Source organism: Mycobacterium lentiflavum (assembly GCF_022374895.2).
Taxonomy (GTDB): Bacteria; Actinomycetota; Actinomycetes; order Mycobacteriales; family Mycobacteriaceae; genus Mycobacterium; species Mycobacterium lentiflavum.
Window position 1 is genome coordinate 1 of sequence record NZ_CP092425.2, and the last position, 21117, is coordinate 21117.

At 65.2% G+C, this 21117-nt stretch carries 20 protein-coding genes; 15 read left to right on the forward strand and 5 right to left on the reverse strand.

The features are described from left to right. The 3 genes from MJO58_RS28505 (at position 1) to MJO58_RS28515 (ending at position 2914) form a co-directional block, all read left to right on the forward strand. A complete protein-coding gene (locus MJO58_RS28505) occupies positions 1 to 747 on the forward strand; it encodes an NYN domain-containing protein (protein ID WP_042910280.1) in 747 nt (248 codons plus the stop codon). A 372-nt stretch (positions 748 to 1119) separates the two neighbouring features. Further along, positions 1120 to 1428, forward strand: a complete 309-nt coding sequence (locus MJO58_RS28510; protein ID WP_186275191.1) for a hypothetical protein — start codon at positions 1120 to 1122, stop codon at positions 1426 to 1428. 307 nt (positions 1429 to 1735) lie between these two features. Next, on the forward strand, positions 1736 to 2914 hold the full coding sequence (locus MJO58_RS28515; protein ID WP_154074439.1) for a helix-turn-helix domain-containing protein: 1179 nt from the start codon (positions 1736 to 1738) through the stop codon (positions 2912 to 2914). On the opposite strand, the gene MJO58_RS28520 is transcribed toward MJO58_RS28515, so the two are convergent. Next, complete coding sequence (locus MJO58_RS28520; protein WP_154074436.1) at positions 2911 to 3063, reverse strand: hypothetical protein; 153 nt, start codon at positions 3061 to 3063, stop codon at positions 2911 to 2913. The two genes, MJO58_RS28515 and MJO58_RS28520, sit on opposite strands and share 4 nt — an antisense overlap. Before the next feature lie 649 nt (positions 3064 to 3712). On the opposite strand from MJO58_RS28520, the gene mobF reads away from it, so the two are divergent. From mobF to MJO58_RS28545, 5 genes are all read left to right on the forward strand, one after another. After that, complete coding sequence (mobF, locus tag MJO58_RS28525) at positions 3713 to 6544, forward strand: MobF family relaxase (RefSeq protein ID WP_186275192.1); 2832 nt, start codon at positions 3713 to 3715, stop codon at positions 6542 to 6544. 411 nt (positions 6545 to 6955) lie between these two features. After that, positions 6956 to 8152, forward strand: coding sequence for a L,D-transpeptidase (locus MJO58_RS28530; RefSeq protein ID WP_226057963.1), 1197 nt, complete (start codon positions 6956 to 6958; stop codon positions 8150 to 8152). Between the two features lie 55 nt (positions 8153 to 8207). Continuing rightward, positions 8208 to 8489 carry a hypothetical protein gene (locus MJO58_RS28535; RefSeq protein ID WP_054585745.1) on the forward strand — a complete coding sequence of 94 codons (282 nt, stop codon included), beginning with the start codon at positions 8208 to 8210 and terminating at the stop codon, positions 8487 to 8489. Positions 8490 to 8602: 113 nt separating this feature from the next. Then, on the forward strand, positions 8603 to 9121 hold the full coding sequence (locus tag MJO58_RS28540; protein ID WP_051445806.1) for a YflT domain-containing protein: 519 nt from the start codon (positions 8603 to 8605) through the stop codon (positions 9119 to 9121). Between the two features lie 295 nt (positions 9122 to 9416). Then, positions 9417 to 9932: a hypothetical protein gene (locus MJO58_RS28545; protein ID WP_042910273.1), complete on the forward strand. Its 516-nt coding sequence runs from the start codon at positions 9417 to 9419 to the stop codon at positions 9930 to 9932. A gap of 584 nt (positions 9933 to 10516) precedes the next feature. On the opposite strand, the gene MJO58_RS28550 is transcribed toward MJO58_RS28545, so the two are convergent. The 3 genes from MJO58_RS28550 to MJO58_RS28560 form a co-directional block, all read right to left on the reverse strand. Beyond that, positions 10517 to 13375 (reverse strand): MMPL/RND family transporter, encoded by a 2859-nt coding sequence (locus MJO58_RS28550; RefSeq protein WP_054586225.1) that lies wholly within the window; start codon positions 13373 to 13375, stop codon positions 10517 to 10519. Further along, on the reverse strand, positions 13372 to 13803 hold the full coding sequence (locus MJO58_RS28555; protein WP_042910275.1) for an MmpS family transport accessory protein: 432 nt from the start codon (positions 13801 to 13803) through the stop codon (positions 13372 to 13374). Before MJO58_RS28555 ends, MJO58_RS28550 begins: the two co-directional genes overlap by 4 nt. A gap of 171 nt (positions 13804 to 13974) precedes the next feature. Further along, positions 13975 to 14292: a metal-sensitive transcriptional regulator gene (locus tag MJO58_RS28560; RefSeq protein WP_051445812.1), complete on the reverse strand. Its 318-nt coding sequence runs from the start codon at positions 14290 to 14292 to the stop codon at positions 13975 to 13977. 193 nt (positions 14293 to 14485) lie between these two features. Here MJO58_RS28560 and MJO58_RS28565 point away from each other — a divergent pair, with 193 nt between their 5' ends. The 6 genes from MJO58_RS28565 (at position 14486) to MJO58_RS28585 (ending at position 19080) form a co-directional block, all read left to right on the forward strand. Then, positions 14486 to 15103, forward strand: coding sequence for a mycothiol-dependent nitroreductase Rv2466c family protein (locus MJO58_RS28565; protein WP_051445808.1), 618 nt, complete (start codon positions 14486 to 14488; stop codon positions 15101 to 15103). 23 nt (positions 15104 to 15126) lie between these two features. Next, a complete protein-coding gene (locus MJO58_RS29055) occupies positions 15127 to 15231 on the forward strand; it encodes a DUF8730 family Cys-rich protein (protein WP_491562441.1) in 105 nt (34 codons plus the stop codon). 73 nt (positions 15232 to 15304) lie between these two features. Next, a complete protein-coding gene (locus MJO58_RS28570; RefSeq protein WP_042910276.1) occupies positions 15305 to 16486 on the forward strand; it encodes an NAD(P)/FAD-dependent oxidoreductase in 1182 nt (393 codons plus the stop codon). A gap of 217 nt (positions 16487 to 16703) precedes the next feature. Next, positions 16704 to 17276 (forward strand): recombinase family protein, encoded by a 573-nt coding sequence (locus MJO58_RS28575; protein ID WP_042910277.1) that lies wholly within the window; start codon positions 16704 to 16706, stop codon positions 17274 to 17276. Between the two features lie 8 nt (positions 17277 to 17284). Further along, complete coding sequence (locus MJO58_RS28580) at positions 17285 to 17845, forward strand: hypothetical protein (protein ID WP_083651534.1); 561 nt, start codon at positions 17285 to 17287, stop codon at positions 17843 to 17845. A gap of 239 nt (positions 17846 to 18084) precedes the next feature. Beyond that, on the forward strand, positions 18085 to 19080 hold the full coding sequence (locus MJO58_RS28585; protein WP_042910278.1) for an ERCC4 domain-containing protein: 996 nt from the start codon (positions 18085 to 18087) through the stop codon (positions 19078 to 19080). 222 nt (positions 19081 to 19302) lie between these two features. Here MJO58_RS28585 and MJO58_RS28590 read toward each other — a convergent pair whose 3' ends face one another. Beyond that, on the reverse strand, positions 19303 to 19461 hold the full coding sequence (locus MJO58_RS28590; RefSeq protein WP_154074437.1) for a hypothetical protein: 159 nt from the start codon (positions 19459 to 19461) through the stop codon (positions 19303 to 19305). Positions 19462 to 19672: 211 nt separating this feature from the next. On the opposite strand from MJO58_RS28590, the gene MJO58_RS28595 reads away from it, so the two are divergent. After that, positions 19673 to 20374, forward strand: coding sequence for a ParA family protein (locus MJO58_RS28595; protein WP_054585403.1), 702 nt, complete (start codon positions 19673 to 19675; stop codon positions 20372 to 20374). The last annotated feature ends 743 nt before the right edge of the window (positions 20375 to 21117 follow it).

The following is a 21117-nucleotide window of genomic DNA, read 5'->3' on the forward strand; positions in this document are numbered from 1 at the left end:
ATGCGAGTGGGCGTCTACATCGACGGGTTCAACCTCTACTACGGCGGCAAGTTCCTCTGTGGCCCCAGCACCCCAGGGTGGCGCTGGTTGGACCTCCGGCAACTGGCCACGGACCTGATCACCAACCACTCACCGTGGACCAACGTCACCGTCGAGCGCATCGTCTACTGCACCGCCCGCATCTCCGGCGTCGACAACCCCGTTGGGCAGCACGAGCAGGACGCCTACCTCGCTGCGCTCACCAGAGGCAACATCGTCGACCACATCGAGTACGGCAACTACGTCACCCGCACCGCCCGCGCTCCGCTCGCCACACCCAACAGGCGCGGCCGACCGATCCTCACCGCACCCGGCGGCCCCGTCATGATCAAGAACGACGCCGGGCAGGACGAGCCCCGCGCCCGATTCATCGTGTCCGTCGCCCGCCGAGAAGAGAAAGGCTCCGACGTCAACGTGGCCGCCCACCTCCTCCTCGATGTCCTCAAAGGACAACCAGGACACAAGCCCATCGAAGGTGCGGTGGTCATCAGCAACGACACAGACCTCAAATTCCCCATCGACCAAGTGCGCCAACTGGTTCCGCTCGGCCTGGTCAACCCCACCCGCGGATACACCGCCACCTCACTCAGCGCGCCCGCCACCACCGGAGCCGGAAACCACTGGTGGTATCAAATGGCCGACGCCGACTTCAGGGCCTGCCAGCTCGCCGACCCAACCGGGGGAGTCCATAAGCCTCTACCCTGGTGAAACTGGCCCACAAAGTGAAAACCCGCCCCCTTCCGGGGACGGGCGGTATGGCACCAGTATGCAACGAGTCTTGCGCCGGCGCAATTCCCTCAAGCCGCATCGGCCAGACCGACGCACCTCGTACACCACCAGCTTCCCCCGAAATTGTCGCTCGCAGGCGTGCTTCGGCGGCGGGCTCTCCATCACGAAAAGGTCACGCTTTGACGGCGTGTCTTACCCGGTAAGTCTTTATGTCGCAGGAATGATCACCGCATGGCTCAATCACGTAGCACGCACAAGGGTGCCCGTGATCAAGTTCTCGCCCCGATCGCCGCGGTTGTTTACACAGACCTTGAGGCTCGAGCCGCTGACCACGGCACGAGCCTTAGCCAGTTGTCGGCCGACCTGCTGGCCATCGCCACCGGTTATCCGGCCCTTGCCCGCGACGTTCACCAAGCGGCACTCCTACCCGCGGCACCCACACCTGCACCCAGTGGCGGCCGACCTACCGCGGCCCGCGACGACGGCAGCAGACCCACCAAGTTGCGCGTCCCGTCGCAGGTCTACGCGGTTCTTCGTGACTGCGCTGCAAGGCATTCCATCGCTGCGGGTTCGGCTGCCGCCGATTTGCTCGCTATCGCGACTGGCCGCACCGAAGCGGTACGTCACCTCGATCGGGAGGTCCTGCTGCTCGCTATCTAGCTCCCGGCCCGAGAGTCGGCACCCCCGCGACATCTTCATAGCGTGCGGACCACCCCGCTGACATGACAAAGGCCCCGCGCTAGCGGGGCCCTGTCTGAGGGTTCAAGCCGAGTTACCAGCTCGGTTCCGGGTCCGCACCCGTTGCCCCTGAAAGGGACGTGTCTTGAGCGACTCGTCTCACGGTAGCGCATACCTGTCAGCTGTTCCAGACAACGCCGCGCACTGTGATCAACTTTTGTCCACACCACGTGTGGATTTGTGCGCCATCCCGTATCGAGGATGCACCGCAGTCCGACCACGCCGCGGTGTGGCCCGCACGGGCCCGCGCGCCGGCGCGTTGTTGGCCGCCAACTGCCGCGCGATCGCCGCGGTGATCGTGCTCGAGCTCGGTGAGGCCCCATATGCGGGGGTGCCGTGTTGGAGTGGGAGAGCGCAGCGGTGGGCCACGTTCACGGTTGCGGTGGCTTATGACTGCCGCTATGACACCGCGGTGCGCCCGTTGATGCCGGGTAACCCGATCAGCCGCCGAGCGCTGCTGGCGGTCGCTGCGGCCCGCGCGGGCTATGCCGATTACGGCACCGGCCGGAATTGCCGGCCCTCCAATGAGCGGCTGGCCGCCGATACCGGCTACTCGGTACGTACCGTGCAGCGCGCCGATGCTGTGCTGCGGCTGTTGGGGGTGGCCTCTGAGGTGCTGCGCGGTCGCCAGCGCACCCGCATGGAGCGGTTGGCGTCCTGGCGGGTGGGCGACCGGGGTCGGGGCTGGGCCAGTGTGTGGGCGCTGCACGATAACCGGCAGCTCACCGGCTTGGTGTCTGGGCTGTCACCCCACCCGCGTAGCGGTCCCGTTAGGGATAAACACTCACCTAACCAAGTGGTTACTACCGGCACCGGTGGCCCTGCGGGCCGCCGGCAGGGCGGCGCGCCGCGCCGCCGAGCACCAGATGCCGGGGGCGCCGGCCTGGCGCGGGCGTGGCGCGCCGATTCCCATGCTCCGCCGTGGGCGCGCCGGCACAGCGCGGCGGCGTGGGCGGCGATCCTGGCCGGGCCGGCCGCGCACGGCTGGAGCCCGCGCGATCTCAACGCGCTCATCGGGGACTGGGCGGGAGTGAGCGGGCGGCGGATTCCGGATGCTCCGCACAAGCCGATCGGGCTGTTGGGCGCGATGCTGGCCTGGCATGGCCGCGAGCGCCTCGAGGAGCGCCCGGCCGCCCTCGACGAAGCGCGGGAAGCCGTCGAGCGCGCCGCGCACCAGGCGCACCTGGCCGCGCAGCGCGCCGCCCACACCGAACATGAGCGCGCCCGCGCCGCCGGCCGCGCCGCGCTGGGCAGTGCCGGGCATACCGCCGCGCGGGCGATAGCGGCCGAAGCCGCGCGTGCCGCGGCGCGCAAACGCGCCCGCGCCGCCGCCCACGATGCCGCGCGGGTGGCGGCCGCGGCGGCCGCGGCCCGCACGCCTCCACTCAGGTCCGAGCCGCGCGGTTAGTAGGGGCCGGCGCGGTGATCCCCGCACACCACGTCCAGGCGCGGCAGCCGCGCCAGCGGTGTCCCGTACACCAGCCAGTCGAGTACGCGCTCACTACCGAGCTGAGCGCGGCGCACCAGCAGCTCGGTCAATGCGGTCTCATAGTCCATCGGTTTGCCTCGTTTCGGCCTGGGCGGTGCGGCGTTCCCATCGTCTATCGGTGATGCCCCAAGCCGGCGTCGCAGCGACGTGATTTGGCGCCCGGTATGCGGCTGCTGCCGGATGCCCACTCGACGTGTTAGCCGGCCTAATCAGGTCGGGAAAATCGGGTTGTTAGGTGTGCTTAGCACTGTCGGGTGTGGGCGGGGTGGGTGCCGGCAGTTAGGTAGTCGGCCCAGGCTGGTTTTGCCGGCGGCGAAGGCGACCAGGCGGGTGATGTTCGTCGGTGCTGGGATGCCAGCCCGACAGCACGTTGGTGGCGATGGCGTTGCGCACCGCGCGCCGACCGGCGGGGGCAGCTCGGCGGAGAGGTCGTCGACGCGGCGCCACAAGCGTCGCCAGCTCCGCATCGTCGTCCACCGTCACCTCTGCTATCCAACCCTTCCGCAGGTTTATCCCACCCGCTTTTCTGCCGAATCTCCCGCCTACCTGGGCTTCCTTCAGCCTCTGCCGCACCCGTGCCCAGCAAACCTTTTGCTCCTACCTGCGTGTCGCCAGGGCACATTTGCACAAGGGTGTGCGAGGCTGCCTGCTGGGCAAACGTTGTTTGCCCAGCAGGATGGGTCGCCTGACGGCGGCGCGCGAGCGGGGTGGTGGGCCATGTTGACGATTGCGAAGCTCTCGCGGTGGTCGGTCAATTACTACAACGACACCGCCCGCGCAGCTGGGCAGGCAGCCAAAGACGCCCAGCGGGCGGGTGGTGGGTTGGGGGAGTATTACGGCGAGCACGACACCCGCACCCCCACTTGGTTGTGTGCCGGCGACGCCCGTGCCGCGGCGGAATTGGTGGGGTTGAGCGACACGGAGCGGGCGGGCGGGGATGCTGATCCGGAGGTGGTGGCGCGTTGGCTGGATGAGGGGGCCGCGCCGAACGGGGTGTGCGGGCGTGGGTTCGGCAAGCGGTCGGTGCATGGGTTTGATTTGACGTTTTGCGCACCCAAAAGTGTGTCGCTGATCCGTGCGCTGCGCGGTGATGACGTGGCCGACAAAGCGGTCCTTTCCGCGCACACCACCGCCATCGCCGAGGCGCTGGAATACCTCGCCGCGCATGCCGGCTACAGCCGGGTGCATAACTCGGTCACCGGGGACAAGGACCTGGTGCGGTTGCCGGGGTTGGTGGCGGTGGCGTATCAGCATGAGACGTCGCGGGCGGGGGATCCGCACCTGCACACTCACGTGCTGGTCCCGAATCGGCAGGCCCGCGGCGACGGCCGGTTGGTGTCGGTGGATGGCACGTCGCTGTATCACGAAGCCAAAGCCGCCGGGGTGATCTACCAAGCGACGCTGCGCCGCGAGCTGCACCGGTCGTTGGGCCTGGAGTGGGCGCCGGTGGACCCACAAACGGGGATGGCCGAGATCGCCGGCATCGACCCCAAGACGATCACGGCGTGGTCGCAGCGTTCGAGTGCGTTGCGGGAGTGGGCCGCGGACAATCTGACCGTCGTCGACGCGGCCAAAGGGCTGTCGGCGGCGCAGTTGGGGGCCGCGCAAAAGGCCACCCGTCCGTCCAAGCCCGAGCAGTTGGCGTGGGCGCAACTAGCGCAGGATTGGCGCGCGGATGCGCGCGGTCTGCGTTTTGATCGGGACGCCTACACCCAGGCGCGGAAAGCGCGACAGGCGTGGAGTGCGGCGGCTACCGCGCCGTTGGATCGGCGCCGGCTGTTGGCGGCGGCGGAGGCGATGGACAAGGCCACCTTCACCCGCGCCGATCTGGTGGAGGTGATCGGGGCGCAGCTGCCGGTGGACACCGAGCGTGGGCCGCGGGAGATGGTGGAGGCCGCCGTCGACGCACTGGGTTTGCGGGTGACTGCGCCCCGGTTGGCGCATCAGCGTGAGGGCCATGACCGGTTCACCCTGGAGGCGTTTCTGGCCGAAGAACAAGGCGTGCTGGACCTGGTGGATGCCCGCGATGTGCGGGCCCAGATCTGGGTCAACGAGCACGATGCCGCCGGGCTCTCACCCGACCAGAAGCGCGCGGTGCACAGCATTGCGGGTTCGCCGTGGTTGGTGTGTCCGTTGTCGGCGCCGGCCGGGGCGGGTAAGACCACTTCGCTGCGCGCGCTGGCGGCCGGGGCGCGCCGGTTTCGGGGGCAGGTGATGGTGGTGGCCCCGACCGGCAAGGCGGTTGATGTCGCTATCCGGGAGGGTGCCGGGGATGTCGGCTACACCGTGGCCAAGGCGCTTAAATCGTTACGTGACGGAACCCTGACGTTGCGCCGGCCCGGTGTGGTGATCGTCGATGAGGCCGCCATGATCGGCACCGACGATCTACGCCAACTGTTGGCCGCCACCACGAAGGCGGGCATCAAGGCGGTGCTGGTCGGTGATGCCCACCAACTGAGCCCGGTCAAGGCCCGCGGGGGAATGTTCGCCCAACTCTGTCAAGACTTGCCGTGGACGCAGACCCTGTCGGAGGTGTGGCGGATGCGCGACCCCGAGGAACGCTCCGCGTCTTTGGCGCTCAGGGACGGTGGCCCGGCCCCGATCCGGCGCGCCGTCGACTGGTACCGGGCGAACGGGCGGCTGCACACCGGCGATGACATCGCGATGGCCGCCGACGCCCTCACCGGCTACCAGGCCGACACCGCGGCGGGCAAGGACACGCTGCTGATCTGCGACACCACAGAAATGTGCGATGCGCTCAACCGGCGCATCCACGACGACACCATCGACAGCGCGTTGCCGACCGTCGGCGCGGCGCGCGGACACCGCATCGCCAAGGGCGATGTGATCCTCAGCCGGCGCAACGACCCCACCAACCCGGTTCATGACGCCGCCGACTTCGCGAAGGCCGCGGATCCGGTGCGCAACGGGCAACGCTGGCGCGTCTACGCCGTGGACTCCGACCATGACCGGATTGCCGCGCGCCGGCTCTCTGATGGCGCGCGTGTCGCCTTCACCGGCGACTACCTCCAGGAACATGTCACCCACGGCTATGCGGTCACCGTGCACTCCGCCCAAGGCGTCACCGCCGACACCACCCACGCCGTGCTCGGCGAACACACCAGCCGCAACCTGCTCTACGTCGCACTCACCCGCGGCCGCGAATCAAATGAGGCGTACTTGTACGAGCGGCGTGCCGGAGAAACCGAACACGAACACGCCGAAGAGCAGCCGGGTGTGCACCTGGCGCGCCGCGGCACCAGCCGCCAAGCCGCCCACCTCGCCCGCCACATCATCGGCACCCGCCACGACCAAGCCCACACCGCCCACGACGTGGCCGCCGGAGCCGAAGGCCGCGAGCAGCTGCCCCAGCGTGTCCAACACCTGCTGGACCGGCGCGCCCACGCCGTCCAACGGCGCCGCGCGGCCTACTGGCAGTCGATTCAGGCCACCGTCGATGAGCGCATCGAGCAGCAACGCTTCATCGACGAACACCTCAGCCGCAACCAGGATCGCGAGCAGGGCCAGGACTACGGGCTGGAACTGTAATAAATCGCAGACTTGCTGGCTGGTTGCCCTTGGTCGAATTCTGCGCACACCGCATGCGCGGGCGCCGATGGCCTCGTCGGCGTGGGCTCGGGCTCGCGGGTGGAGCGTGCGGGCCGGGTCATCGTTGATGCCGTTGTCGGCCAGGACAAGTTGGTGACGTGCTATACCCTGAAGGGGTATGGGGTTCGGCCTTCGGAGCGCTGCGGTGGGGCAGCGGTTGCCCTATTCGGCAGCTTCGGCCGGTCCCGAGCTTCAATGTTTACGATGCTCGAGGTCGGCGGGGGTTTGGAGCTGCTGATGCCTTGCTGGTCGCAGCCTGCGCGACGGCGGTGACAACGAATGTGAGAGGGACAGAAGGGGCGTCTGGTGTCTATCGGTCGACGAACTCGCCTGAGTCTTAGCGCGGTCGTTGTGATCAGTGTGATGGCGGTGGCGGTGGTGGTGATCGGGCGAGGCGATGACCACAACGGTGCGCTGCTCACAGCGTCGGTCCCGCGCGCTGAAATGCCTGCGACCGTTACTGTCACTCCGGGCCCCGATGCGGTGAACGTTGATCCGCTGGGTGCGGTCACGGTGAGCGCGGTCAACGGCACGCTGTCTGACGTGCGGATGGTCAACGACCAAGACAAGCCAATCCCAGGTGTTATGGCCCCCGATCACCTGGTGTGGAAGCTCGGCGGGCCGCTGGGTTACGGCCGCAGCTACACCCTCACCGTGGTCAGTCGTGGGCAGACGGGAACTTTCGCGTCGCAGATGTCGAGTTTCACCACGCTCACGCCCAGCACTCAGGCTTCGGTGTCGCTGACCACGACGTCGGGTGCGGCGCTGCGCGACGGCGGCACCTACGGGGTGGGCACGGTCATTGTCGCCCACTTTGATGAACCCATCATCGATCGCGCGGCCGCGCAGCGCCGACTGACTGTGACGACCGCTCCGGCCGTCGAGGGTTCCTGGTATTGGGTTGATGACCACAACGCCCATTGGCGCCCGGAGCACTACTACGCGGCGGGCACGAAAATCACCGCGGCGGCCAACATCTACGGCGCGCCGCTGGGGAGCGGACTGTACGGTCAAGAGGACAAGCAGACGTCGTTCACCATCGGTGACGCGCATGTGTCCATCGCCGACGACAACACTAAACAGGTCAACGTTTACAACAACGGCGTTCTGGTGCGCACCATGCCCACCTCGATGGGCATGGGGGGCACGAAAACCGTCGCCGGGCAGACCCTCACGTTTTGGACCCCGCCCGGGGTCTACACGGTGATGGATAAGTCCAATCCGGTTGTGATGGATTCGTCTACCTATGGCTTGCCCGTCAGTTCCCACCTCGGCTACCGCGAGACCATCAACTACGCCACCCGCATCAGCCCCGACGGGATTTATCTTCACCAACTCGACAGCACCGTGTGGGCCCAAGGCAACACCGACACTTCCCATGGCTGTCTAAACCTGAACGGCGACAACGCCAAATGGTTCTTCGATTTTTCCCGATCAGGCGACATCGTCGACGTCCGCGACACCGGGGGGCCGCCACAGTCGTTGCAGAACAACGGTGACTGGAGTGTGCCTTGGACGCAATGGCAGGCCGGAAGTGCCCTCGCCTGACCCGGCTAACTCTTCCCACAGCCCGAGCAAAACACCGATAAATTCAGACGCAGGCATGGCGTGGCTGCTGGCTGACGCGGCAGGGCCATGCCTAACTGGTGAACAGCGCACGATGGTGTTTGTCGAATTAGGTTGTGGGAAAAACCATCTGGCGATCGAGCGGATCCTTCATGTCGTTGTAGGAAAGGGATTCCCGTTGCCGACTCCCCTGCTGGCGGCTCTCACGGAATGGCTGAATTTATACGTCGGCAGCCCCGAGGAACGGTTGCTGCGGGACCTGACCATGCAGGTCCGTTCGCTGCGACCCGACTTCGAATCGGGACAGTGTTCTGATTAAAATCTATGTGCTAATCGGCTTAGCCGAGGCACGACCCAAGTGCCGTGCATAACGATCGGCTACAGCGGGTAACCCCGGCAAGCAATTTTCCCACGACACCCGAGGACGCAGACATGACCGTTCCTGGACCTCCCGGACAGCAGGGCGGCGATGCACCGTCTGTGAGACAGGAGCTGGTGGCATCGTTTGACCACTATTTGGACGCCCAGCGGTTGGTGGATCAGATGTCCGATGACGGGTTTCCCGTCGAGCACGTTCGGATCATCGGTGACGGGGTGCGCACGGTCGAACATGTCACCGGGCGGATGACCACCGGCAAAGCCGCCCTGGCCGGGGCCGGTAGTGGTGCCTGGTTCGGTCTGCTGGTCGGCTTGCTTCTATCGATCTTCACGGCGGGTCCATTGTGGGTATGGATGCTGCTGGTCGCGTCGATTATTGGTGCGTTCTGGGGTGCCGCATTCGGCTTTATCGCACACGCCTCCACTCGGGGCAAGCGTGACTTTTCCAGCGTGCAGGCCTTGGAGGCGCAGCGCTACGACGTCTACGTCGCGGCGCAGTATGCCGCAGAAGCCGCTGCCCGCTTCGTCCCGGGATCACGCGTGGATGATTCAGACGCGGCACGGACTGCGTAAACGGTGAGCAGAGACCGTTTTCCAGGGGCAGGCCGACGCACAGTCCCTTCGCTCTCAGGATCAAATAAGCAGTTCGGATGGCTGGTTGACGACCACCACGCCATCCGGGGAGGGCTCACCGTTGGTTCAATTAAGGCGGTTCGCTCCAAGTTGGGTGCGCTCGGGGAACCGGACTGAAGTTCCGGCCGGTTCGGACTGGGCAGCCGCGGCGGGGCGGTCACTGGCGAATTCGTCCGTGACGGGCCAGCCCGCGGCCGCTCATCCCACTGACAAACCCGGCGACAGGACTCCGGCGGTGGCCCTGGACCGACGGCGGCAGTGGGTTGCCGCGGCGGTGCGGATCGTATTCGGCGTGATTTGGGGCATCGACGCCTGGCTGAAGTGGCAACCCGGGTTCCGCGCCACCTTCCTGCCGAACATGATCGCCACCGCGGCCGCCGAGCCGCACTGGCTTGCGCCGTGGTTCGACTTCGTACTGCGGCTGGAACGCCCCGCACCCGCAATGGGTGCGTATCTGGGCGCTGCTGTCGAGACGGTGATCGCAATCACGCTGATCGTCGGAGTCGCCCGGCGCGCCGTCTACGTCGCCGGGGCCATTTACAGCCTTCTGGTATGGACCACGGCCGGCGGCTTCGGGGCGCCGTACCCGCCGGGGGCCACCGACATCGGCCCCTCAATCATCTATGCGGTCGTGTTCTGCGCCTTACTGGTGATGCTCGAGCACGGACTCGGCAACCGCTTCGCCCTGGACGACACGCTTGTCCGCCGCCTGCCATGGTGGTCCCGCCTCGCCGGCCCGCCCCTTCGATAGGGTCGCGGCTCCCTCGACCGAAGATCCGCAGCCAGTGTCTCGTTTGTAGAAGAACCGAGACAGTCTTCCGGTGACCTCTCCCCCACCCGTAGCCCCAGGCCGCTGTGTGTGATCTTCAGGGCTAAGTGGCGGCGAATCTTCAGAACTATTCGGCGGGTCTGGGGTGTGTCGGGAACCTTGAGATGACAAGGGACAAAACGGAACTACGGTCCCTGCCATGCCCGTGGATAACAGGTCATCGTTAGACTACTGACACTGCACCTGATGACCGCTGACGGACAGGGGGTTCGTGTGCCAAGCGAGACCCACTGGACTGAGGACGCGGAGCTCTAACCCGAGGTGTCGGTTAAGCGGGAGCTGAGTGTCAGCGGCGGGGATCTCGGCGACGTGCAACGCCAGGTACCCATGCGATCGGCGTTGGCGGCGACGTTATGAGGTGGATGAGGCGACGACCACGGGTAGATCGTCAGCGACCGGGGCCCGGCGACGTGTGACGCACAGCTTGACGCTGCCCTGCATATTCTCGATGACTTTCAACTTTCCGGCACTGCCGTTCCTGCCTTGGGGCTCTCAGAACGCAGCGATCACCGCGAACCACCGCTCGTCGAGATCCCGTTGCGCGCGTGGTGGAGCGCCTGGCTTGTCGGGCGCGGCGCTGTCTGTTGTGGCCACCAGAACCAGCGGCCGAGCAGAGCCGCGATTGAGGGCGTCATCAGGGAGCGCACGATCAGGGTGTCGAAGAGCAGTCCGAGGCCGATGGTGGTGCCGGCTTGGCCGATGGAACTCAAGTCGCTGGCGGCCATGGACATCATGGTGAACGCGAACACCAGACCGGCGGCGGTGACGACCCCGCCGGTGCTTCCCATGGACCGGATGATCCCGGTTTTGAGTCCGGCACCGATTTCCTCTTGAAATCGTGAGACCAGGAGCAGGTTGTAGTCCGAGCCGACCGCGAGCAGGATGATCAACCCGAAAACCGGTGCGATCCAGTTGAGTTCCAAGCCGAGTATGTGCTGCCACACCAGCACTGACAGCCCGAAGGCGGCGCCGAGGGACAGCAGCACGGTGCCGACGATCGCTATTGAGGCGATGGCGGCTCGGGTGATGATCAGCATGACCGCAAAAATGAGTGTCAGTGCCGCGAGTCCGACGATCATCAGGTCGTATTTGGAGCCGGCCTGGATATCGCGGTAGACGGCGGCGGTCCCGGCGAGGTAGAACCGCGCGTCGGTCAGGCTGCTTCCTTTGACGGCTTGGTGTGCGGCTTGGAGTTCGGGTGTGACCGCGGCGATACCTGCTGGGGTTGCCGGGTCGGTGTCGTGGGTGATGATGAAGCGGGCGGCGTGGCCGTCGGGTGAGAGGAACAGTTTCAGACCTTGCTGAAAGTCGGGATTGTCGAACGCTTCTGGCGGCAGGTAGAAGTAGTCTCCGCTTTTCGAGGCGTCGAAAGCCTGGCCCATGGCGCTGGCGGTGTCGGTCATCCGTGTGATCTGGTCGACGAGGCCGGCGAAGCTGCTGTGCATCGTCTGCAGGCTTGCTTGCATCGCGGTGGCGACGGCGATGATCGGCGGGAACTGTTGCGCCATCTGTGGAATCAGTGTGTCGACGTTGCTGACATCGCCCAGTAGCGTTTTCATGTTCTCGCTGAATTTGTCGACGCCGTCGATCGATTCGAACACCGATTTCGTTGCCCAGCAGACGGGGATGTTGAGGCAGTGCGGTTCCCAGTACAGGTAGCTGCGGACGGGCCTGGCGACGTCGTCGAAGTCAGCGAGGTGATCTCGGATGTCGTCCAGCGTTGCTTTCATGTTGTTCATGTCGCCGAGCATGTGGTGGGTGGCGCCGCTCATCTGTTGGACGAGGCCGTACATGCGCTGCATCGAACCGATCATGGCGCCGAGGTCGTTGCTCATGGTGAGCATGTCGGCTGCCCGGTCGTTCATGAACTGAAGGTTTTCCCGTATGGGGATTGACTGCGCGCTGATCTGAAATGGTATCGACGTGTGATCGACCGGGCCGCCCAGGGGGCGGGTGATGCTTTGCACCATCGCGATCCCGGGTGTGCGAAAGACCTCCTTGGCGATTCTGTCCAGGATGATCATGTCCCCGGCATTGCGCATGTCGTGATCGCTTTTGACCATCAGGATGTCGGGATTCATTGTGGCAGTGCTGAAGTGGTGCTCGGCGGCGGTGTAACCGACGTTGGAGGGCAGATCTGCGGGAATGTAGTTGCGGTCGTCGTAGCTGGTTTTCATGCTCGGCATGATCGCGATGCCGACCAGGGCCAGTGCCAGCGAGGCGGCGAGCACCGGTGCGGGCCAGCGCACCGTCGCGGTGGCGATGCGACGCCAGCCGCGCACTTTGACAGTTCGTTTCGGATCGAGCAGACCGAACCGGCTCGCCACGGCGACGATGGCCGGCGCCGCGGTCAGCGCCCCGGCGACCACAATCAACAGACCCAGAGCTGACGGGATGCCCAGGGCTCTGAAATACGCCAGGCGCGCCAGGTGCAGGCACAAGGTGGCCCCGGCGATCGTCAGCCCCGAACCCAAGATGATATGAGACGTGCCGCGAAACATACTGTAATAGGCCGTTTCTGCGTCTTCGCCGGCTTGGCGGGCTTCCTGGTAGCGGCCGATCAGGAAGATCGCGTAGTCGGTGCCCGCCGCAATAGCGAGCGAGGACAACATGGCGACGACGAACGTCGAAAAGCCCAGCAGATCGTAGTTGCCCAGGATCGCGACGACCCCTCGGGCGGTGCCCATTTCGAGGCCGACCATGGCGAGTACGAGCAGCACCGTGCTCACAGAGCGATAGGTGAGGAACAGCATGATCATGATGACCACCCCGGTCACGCCCATCATGGTCAGCATGCTTTTGTCGGCGGCCTCGTTCATGTCGGTGGTCAGCGCGGCCGGCCCGGTGAGGTAAACCCGCATCCCCGCGGGCGGGGGCGTGCGGGCGAGGACGACGCGGACCGCTTTGATCGATTCGTTGCCCAGTGTGCTGCCCTGGTTGCCCGCTAAGTTGAGCTGGGCGTAGGCGGCTTTACCGTCCCGGCTCTGGACTCCGGCCGCGGTCAGGGGGCTGCCCCACACGTTTTGGACGTGCTGCACATGCTTGTGGTCGCCCTGCAGTTCGTGCACCAGCCCGTCGTAGTAGCGGTGCGCGTGCTCACCGAGCTTGGTGTCGCTTTCCAGCACCACCATGGCGACGCTGTCGGAATCGAACTCGTGAAACGTCGCACCGATCTGTTTCGAGGCGATCATCGACGGTGCGTCCTGGGGCGACATCGTGACCGCGTGGTTGCGCGCTGCCGACTCAATCGGCGGCCAGAAAACATTGACCGCGACGGTCACCAGAAGCCAGGCCAGGATGATCGGCACCGCAAACCTGCGCACGAACCGCGCCAACCGCGGACGCGTCTGGTTGCCGGCGGTCATGCGGCCTTAACCAGACACGACACTTGAGCATGATGCTCGGAGGAGTGGTGCTCGTCCTTCACCTCACCGTTGACGGTGATGCGGCAGCCGAGATTGTCGCTATCGCCTTGGGCCACAACGTTGGCGATCACCGACGACATCGTGGTCGCTATCGTGTAACGCCAGGGCAGGCTGCTGAAATTCGCCTGCGCGGGCCGGGAATCCACGTCGACATAGCTCACGCGTCCCGCGGTGCCTGTGGCTCCGAACACCTCGTAGGTCACATGTTTGACGTTGATCTGGGGTAGCTGCTGGGCCTGGCCTGCCGTCGCCGAAAAGATGGGGTCAGAACCGAATACCCCCCGCAGCTTGAAAACTCCGATCGATCCGAGCAAGACCACCAACACCACGACAATCGGCACCCACGCACGCTTCAGCGTCGCCAACATTGCGCTGTCCTCTCATCCTTGCGGTGCCCCGCACGACCAGGGCCGACGTCCGACCGCGCAGGTCAGCGCCGCCTTCCCGCAGCCCGTGCCGACCCCTCACACGGCACCATACCCCCCAGGGTATTGGTAAAAGGAAGCCCGTTCCACGGCCCGGGGTCTGCGACCGACACCTCAGGCGAGGCTCAAGAACAATTTCTCGAGTTCCTCGATCGTCAATGGCGCTGGGCCATCGGCGTGGTCACCGGGGGCATCGAGACAATGACGAAGACCGGACGCAATGATCTTGAAGCCGGCGCGGTCCAGGGCCCGCGACACCGCTGCCAGCTGCGTGACGACATCTTTGCAGCTGCGGCCCTGCTCGATCATCGAGATGACCGCGCCGAGCTGCCCGTGCGCTCTGCGCAACCGGTTCAGCGTTGCTTCGATGTCTTGGCTGGCGTGCGCCGATCGCGGCTGCGCCAAGGATGCTTTGCCAGCAGTTTTCACCATGCCAATCTTCATACCATACCCCAGGAGGTATACGTTACAGGGTGACGGTCAGTACCTGATGGCGCCCGGTGGGTTGCCCTCACCGCCTACTGTCTATACGGTAGGGGGTATGACACTGGAGCGCCCCTTTAGATAGTTGATCGCTGGGAAACGCGTTGTCTGACAATATTTTTCTCGATGATGAGGAGCATTTATGACTGACCGGCAGCCGCCTGTTACGGCTTCCGAAACACTGACGTTGTGGCTGGACCCGGTGTGTCCGTTCTCGTGGAACACAGCGCGCTGGTTGTCCACCGCCGCCGACGAGGCGGGATTCAACATCGAATGGCGCCTCATGAGTTTGGCGATACTGAACGCGGGACGTGAGTTGCCGGAGCAACAGCAGGCCCGGATGCGCGACTCGCGGCAGGTCGGGCGACTGATGGTCGCGCTGCGCGACGAATTGGGCGCCGACGCGATCGCCAAAGCCTACTTCGCCTTCGGCCACCGATACTTCGACGAGTCAGCCGCCCTCGACGACGACCTCGTCAAGCACGTCCTTGCGGCGGCAGGCGCGCACCACGTGACAGCTGCGGCACTGTCGGATGCGAGCCTGGACGCCGCGGTCGACGATTCGCATCAGGCCAGCCAAGACGCGCTCGGTGAGGCTTCGGGCAGTCCGCTGATCACGATCGACGGACACACCGTCTTCGGGCCGGTCCTCACCTCGGTGCCTGCCGCGGACAAAACATCGGCGATCTTCGAGGCGGTCGCAACCCTGGTGGGCACGTCGGAGTTCACACAGCTCGAGCGTCCGCGCACCCACGCATAGCGAACCCAGCGACAAGGACGGTCATGTGTTATGCCGTGCGGCGCCCTACCTGCGGCAAGACGACCTGGGCCGGGTGCGGACTGCCCATCGGTGCCGTCAAACGCTCGGTCCCCGCGACCCTGGTGTGAGGGCCACCCGCAGGGGTCCGTCACCGGACACAAGCACGACACAGAAAAGCAGCAGAAGGAAGAGGTCAGAAGAATGACGAAAAAGTTGGTCGTCCTCGGCGCCGGTATCGGCGGACTCACGGTCATCAAGGAACTCACCGAATCCGGTGTGTCTCTTGACGATCTCGACATCACCGTCGTCGATGAGGACTTCTCACATTTCCTGGGTTTCACCTTGCCATGGGTCATGCGCGGCTGGCGCAATGCTGACAGCGTGCCGATCCGACCCAGCGACAGCACATTGGCTGGAGTCCGCCGGGTGACCGGGACAGTCCGCGCCATCGACCCTGCGACACGCAGCGTTACCCTGGCCGACGGCAGCGACATCGCTTTTGACGCCTTGATCATCGCGACCGGCGCCCGCAACGCCATCGACAACGTCCCCGGACTGCGCGACGCGACCCAACGCGGCGTGGCGGTGCACTACTACAGCACAGACGCCGCCGCGCACGCACACGAAGCACTGCAGACATTCTCCGGCGGCAAACTGGTGTTCCTGGTCACCTCGCAGCCCTACCGCTGCCCCGTCGCCCCGTACGAAGGTGCGATGCTCGCCGCGGATCTACTGCGCGACAAGGGATCACGCGAGCATGCGAACATCTCGGTGTACAGCCCCGAAAAGCAACCGATGCCCTCAGCGGGACCCTTCGCCGGACCAGAACTCGTCGCCCTGCTCAACGCCAACGACATCGAATTCTTCGGCGAGCACGCCGTCGCCGATATCGACGCCGACGCCCGACAGATTCACTTCCATAACGGCGCAAATGCCGATTTCGACCTGCTCGTGTTCATACCTCCGCACGAACCCGCCGTGACACTGGACGGGCCGGGATGGATCGAGGTCGACGCCACCACCATGCAAACCCAACACCCCGGCGTTTTCGCGATCGGCGACACTACCGTCACCACCTCCCCGTCAGGACGATCGCTGCCCAAAGCCGCCATCTTCGCCAAAAACGGCGCCAAAGCCGCCGCCCTCAACGCCCTGCACTATCTCGGCATCACAGACACCGACACCGCATTGTCCGGCGAAGGCTACTGCTACCTCGACACCGGCGGTGGTGCATCAGCGCTGGGCAAAGGGAACTTCTTCGCCCTGCCGCACCCAGCCATCCATCTCAGCCCGCCCTCAGAACAGCTGCACCACGACAAACAGGACGAAGAACGCGACTGGCGGGCGATCTGGGAGCACCAACCGTCAAAGCCGGGTGACTAAGAAAACCGAATCTGCAAAACCGACCGCTACGCTGGGCCCAGCGTTGATATTTCAGCTCAACCGGAAGCTGTCTCGGTTATAGAGAATCGGGACGAGCCAAATTGGAATGATTCCAAAAAAGTTTTTGCAGCTCGCGCTGCCGCGTGCCGTCTCGTTTGTTGTCTCACACCGGCGTGTCTCGAATCCGCTGTGCCGCAGGCTATGAGACGGTTTGCCGGTGACCTCGATTCTGGGCTATGCCCGTGTCAGCACTACCGGCCAGGACCTCGACGGGCAGCTGACCGCGCTTGCCGCCGTCGGCGTCGATGCCGACCGAGTGTTTACCGACAAACTTTCTGGGTCCGCCAAGACAGCCCGGCCAGGGCTGGCCTCCATGCTTGATTACGCCCGCGCCGGCGACACCGTCGTCGTCACCGCCATCGACCGACTCGGCCGCTCGGTCGCCGAAGTTACCCGCACCATCGCCGAACTCGGTGAGCGCCGAATCCTGTTGCGCGCCTTGCGCGAAGGCATCGACACCGCCACCTCGACCGGGCGCGCGGTCGCCGCCATTATGGCGACGTTGGCCGAGCTTGAGCTCGAGCTCGGCCGTGAACGCCGCGCCGCATCCCGTGAGTCCCGCCGCGCCCGGGACTTGCCGGCAACCAAACCACCCAAGCTGAGTGCTGAGCGACAACAGCAGCTGTGCCGTCTGGCGGCGACCGGGGAGCCGGTAGCCCAACTGGCTACGGCTTTTGGGATCGGGCGCGCGACTGCCTACCGCTACCTTGGTGCGGCGGTCCAAGGTTGACGGGTTTCGTGGCGTGGCTCGACGAATCCGGCTCTAACCAGGCAATGGACCCGGGGACGTACATCTTAAGCGCTGCCATCTGCGAAGAAACCCATGCCGAGGCCGTGCGAGAAGCCATGCGCGGGCTTTTGGTGAGCAAAAGGCACCGCAAGCTTCACTGGCGCGACGAAGACCGCGGCCGCCAAGCAACCATCGCCAAGACGATCGCCGAACTCCGCGTCGAACACCTCGTTGTCGTGCGTTCGGAGGCAACCACCACCGGCCGCCCTGAACGTCAACGGCGCCTGTGTATGGAGCGGATGCTTGCCGAGCTGGTCAAGATGGGAGTGAGGCAAGCGATCTTGGAATCACGCGGCCGCAAGGATGACCAACGGGACCACCAAACACTTGACTACCTGCGCCGCAAGCGCATCCTCGACGGCGGGCTTCACATGGACCATGTCGGTGGCCCAGCAGAACCCATGCTCTGGATCGCCGATGCCTGCTGTGGAGCGGTCACTCAAATGCGCTGCGGTGACCGGCACTGCTACGCCTTGATCGAGTCGAAGGTCACGCTCGTCGACGTCTGAGTCGGAGCCCAAGAAACGCGAAACCCCAGGCCCTGTCGTCCGGCAGGATCTCCTGGGGTTCACTTCCGATGCTCACCGCAATGGCATCGGCGTCCCCACCACTATATCCCCATAGCACCCATATGGGCGGCACCTGCGCATACGCGTTGATGCCACCGGCACCTATCCCGTAAGACATCCCCGCATATGCGGTGATGCGCTCGCCTCGCCGAGGGCCAGGCCCGGCAGACTCAGGGCTTGTGGCGGAATTGCTGATCGCGGTCAATCCCGACGACGAGTCCCGGCTGCGGCTGTTGCTGCGTGTCCCGCTGGCTGGCGGTGACCTGCTTTTCCGCACGTCGGGGACTTGGCCGCGGGAGAAGGCCTTGTTCGCCTACCCGGTCCCGCTGGAGGAGTGGCCCGAGGATCCGGTAATCGTCGAACGAGTGCCACTGAGGTCGTGCCATCGGCGCGGCGCGGCGATCGACGTGATCGCCGACCGATCCCGGCACAACCGCTCCCAACTCGTGTTCACCCAGGCACGAGGCCGTGACGCGGTGTTTTGGCAGTCACCGCGCACCCGCAAGCAGGCCCGCCCGAACGTGCGCACCCCGACCGCCCGCGCCCACGGCATCGAGGAGTTGGCGATCGTGATCGACAGCCACGAGCAGTACGCCTACCGATTCCCCACCCAGCAGGTCACCACGGTGAAGCGGGCGCTACCGTGCGGGGACTACGGCATCGTCATCGACGGCCAGCTCGTGGCCAGCGTGGAGCGCAAATCGCTGGCCGATCTGGTCGCCAGCCTCACCGGCGGCAAGCTGCGCTACCAGGTCGGCGAGCTGGCCGCGCTCCCGCGGGCGGCGGTCGTGATCGAGGACCGCTACTCACAACTGTTCAAACTCGACCGGGTTCGCCCCGCTCTGATTGCTGACGGGCTCGCCGAGCTGCAGATCCGCTGGCCGAACGTGCCCGTCGTGTTCTGCGAGACCCGCCAGCTCGCCCAGGAATGGACCTACCGATTCCTGGCCGCCGCCCACACCTGGGCAGTCACCGAACATGCTGCACTGCAACGCATCTCACCGGCCACGATCGATGCCACAGAACTCGACCAGGCATCCGTCGCGCCGACACCGTCCACTGCGGAGGTCCGCGCCTGGGCCCGCAGCGCCGGGTTGCCGGTGCCCGATCGCGGGCGCCTGCGCCCCGAAATTTGGGCTGCCTGGCACGACGCCAACTCGCCCAACCGAACCTAAAGCGTCCACGGACTGCCTTGAAACCGCGGTGGCGGACCGGTGTGGCTATCTCACCCGCTTGGCGCGTTGTCCCGAAAACGTTCGTTATTGGGACAGCAGCTTCATTGGGAGGCCCCCTGGAATTGGCTCGTTAAGGATCACCGCCGGGACGATGCCACGGGGTGCCCGGACTTTTAGCTCAGACCAGTAACCGATTAGTGGTCGATGGTGTGCAGGTCGCGTCTACCCCACCAGCCACCCCGCCACGGTGTACAGGTGATCCACCAGCTCGTACATCAGCACTAGGCCACTTGCGGTATCGCGCGCGAGTCGCAGCCACCGCAACACCGGACGCCCCTCGTCGTCGCCCTGGTCCCGATCATCTTGTCGTCGCCGCGTCATCGCGCGTCCTTCCGCCCTGGCCCCCACGCAATGGGAGGGGGTCCAGTGATTCCTTTGGGAAGTTGCGCGTTTCCCAGGGCCGCGCACCGTAGCCCAAGCCCACTCGGGCGCGCCAAGACTCGTCACTCTGTTAGTCTGTAACTCCGAAACTCAGTACGTTCGTAACTTACGGATATACAAACTCACAGACTTACGAACTCCGGGAGGAAATATGCAGGTTGTAGCTGTGCTGAGCGAAAAAGGGGGCGTCGGCAAGACCACCACGTGCATGAGCCTGGCCGGCGTCACCGCAGAGGCTTCCCGCACACTCGTTGTGGACGTCGACCCTCAAGCGTCCGCCTCATGGTGGTCGGCCAACATCAACGATGAGCACCGCCCCTTCGACTTCGCGACCGCCACCGATGTCACCCAGCTCGGCGGGCTGCGTGACAAGGCTGAGGCCGAGGGATACGACGTCGTGTTCGTTGACACCCCCGGCAGCCTTGAAGGGCGCGCAATCCTCAAGACCGTCCTCGCCAGCTCGGACTACGCCGTGATCCCGACCGAGCCCGCGCCGCTATCCGTCGAGCCGCTCATCCGCACCGTCCGCACACTCATCGCCCCCAGCGGCGTCCCCTACCGGGTGCTGTGCAACAAGATCGACGGCCGCGCCGCAGGCATGCGCGACGATGCCTTCAGAATGCTCGACGAGCAGGGGATACACCGGTTCCGGGCATCCACCCGGCTGCTATCTGCGCACGCTTATGCCCCCGCCCAGGGCCTCGTGGTCACCCAGTACCCGAGAGACAGGTACTCCATCGAGGCCGCCAGCGAATACCGTGCCGTCGCCCTAGAAATGTTCGCCGACTGGCGAACCCCGATCGGACGCCACACACAGTTGGCCGTCTCCGCACGAAACCCAGGAGGACAGTGATGGCAGGCCGAAAAGTTGACCTCGCAACCCTCGGCGAACGGGTCACCGTCGACCTGTCGCCACAGCCCGAATCAGCCCCCAACCCGCCGCCGGCGGCCGCAACAGCTCCGGTAGCGTCTGAAACAGCCGCATCGACTCCCGCCCACCACACTCCTCGCAGGCCAGCGCGCCGCAGTCCAAGAAAGCCCACACCCGGACAATGGGTCCGTTACGACGAACTCGAACGCAAAGAGACCCGCCTGCGCGCCGACCAATACGGACAGCTCAGCGACCTCAGCCGAAGCCTCAACCGCCTCCGCGCAGGTAGGGGCGAGCGGATTACCGAAAACACCCTCATCAGAGTGGCCATCGACCTATTGCTGAGCCGAGAATCCGACCTAACAGGATCCACAGAAATCGAACTCCGTGAGTCTGTCGGTCTGTAAGACCGTAACTCTGTAACTCTGTAGTTTACGAAGTTACAAACTCTGTAGTTTTTGAAAGCCGGGTCAAGCGGCATCGCCGCCGCTACAGCCCGTCGTAGTGCCGGGCGCTGCCCCTTTCCTACGGGCCGCCCATTGTGGTGAAACGGTGTGGTGTGGCTGTCAAGGCCAATGCCGCTACGCGGTCGACCACGGTCGAGCCTTTGACAGCCACACCGCACCGCACAAGACGGCCACTACGAGGAAGGGACAAGAAAGAAACAATTTTTCCTCAGGCCACATCCCGAGGGAGGAGATAATCGGCCGCTACCGTTCCACCTC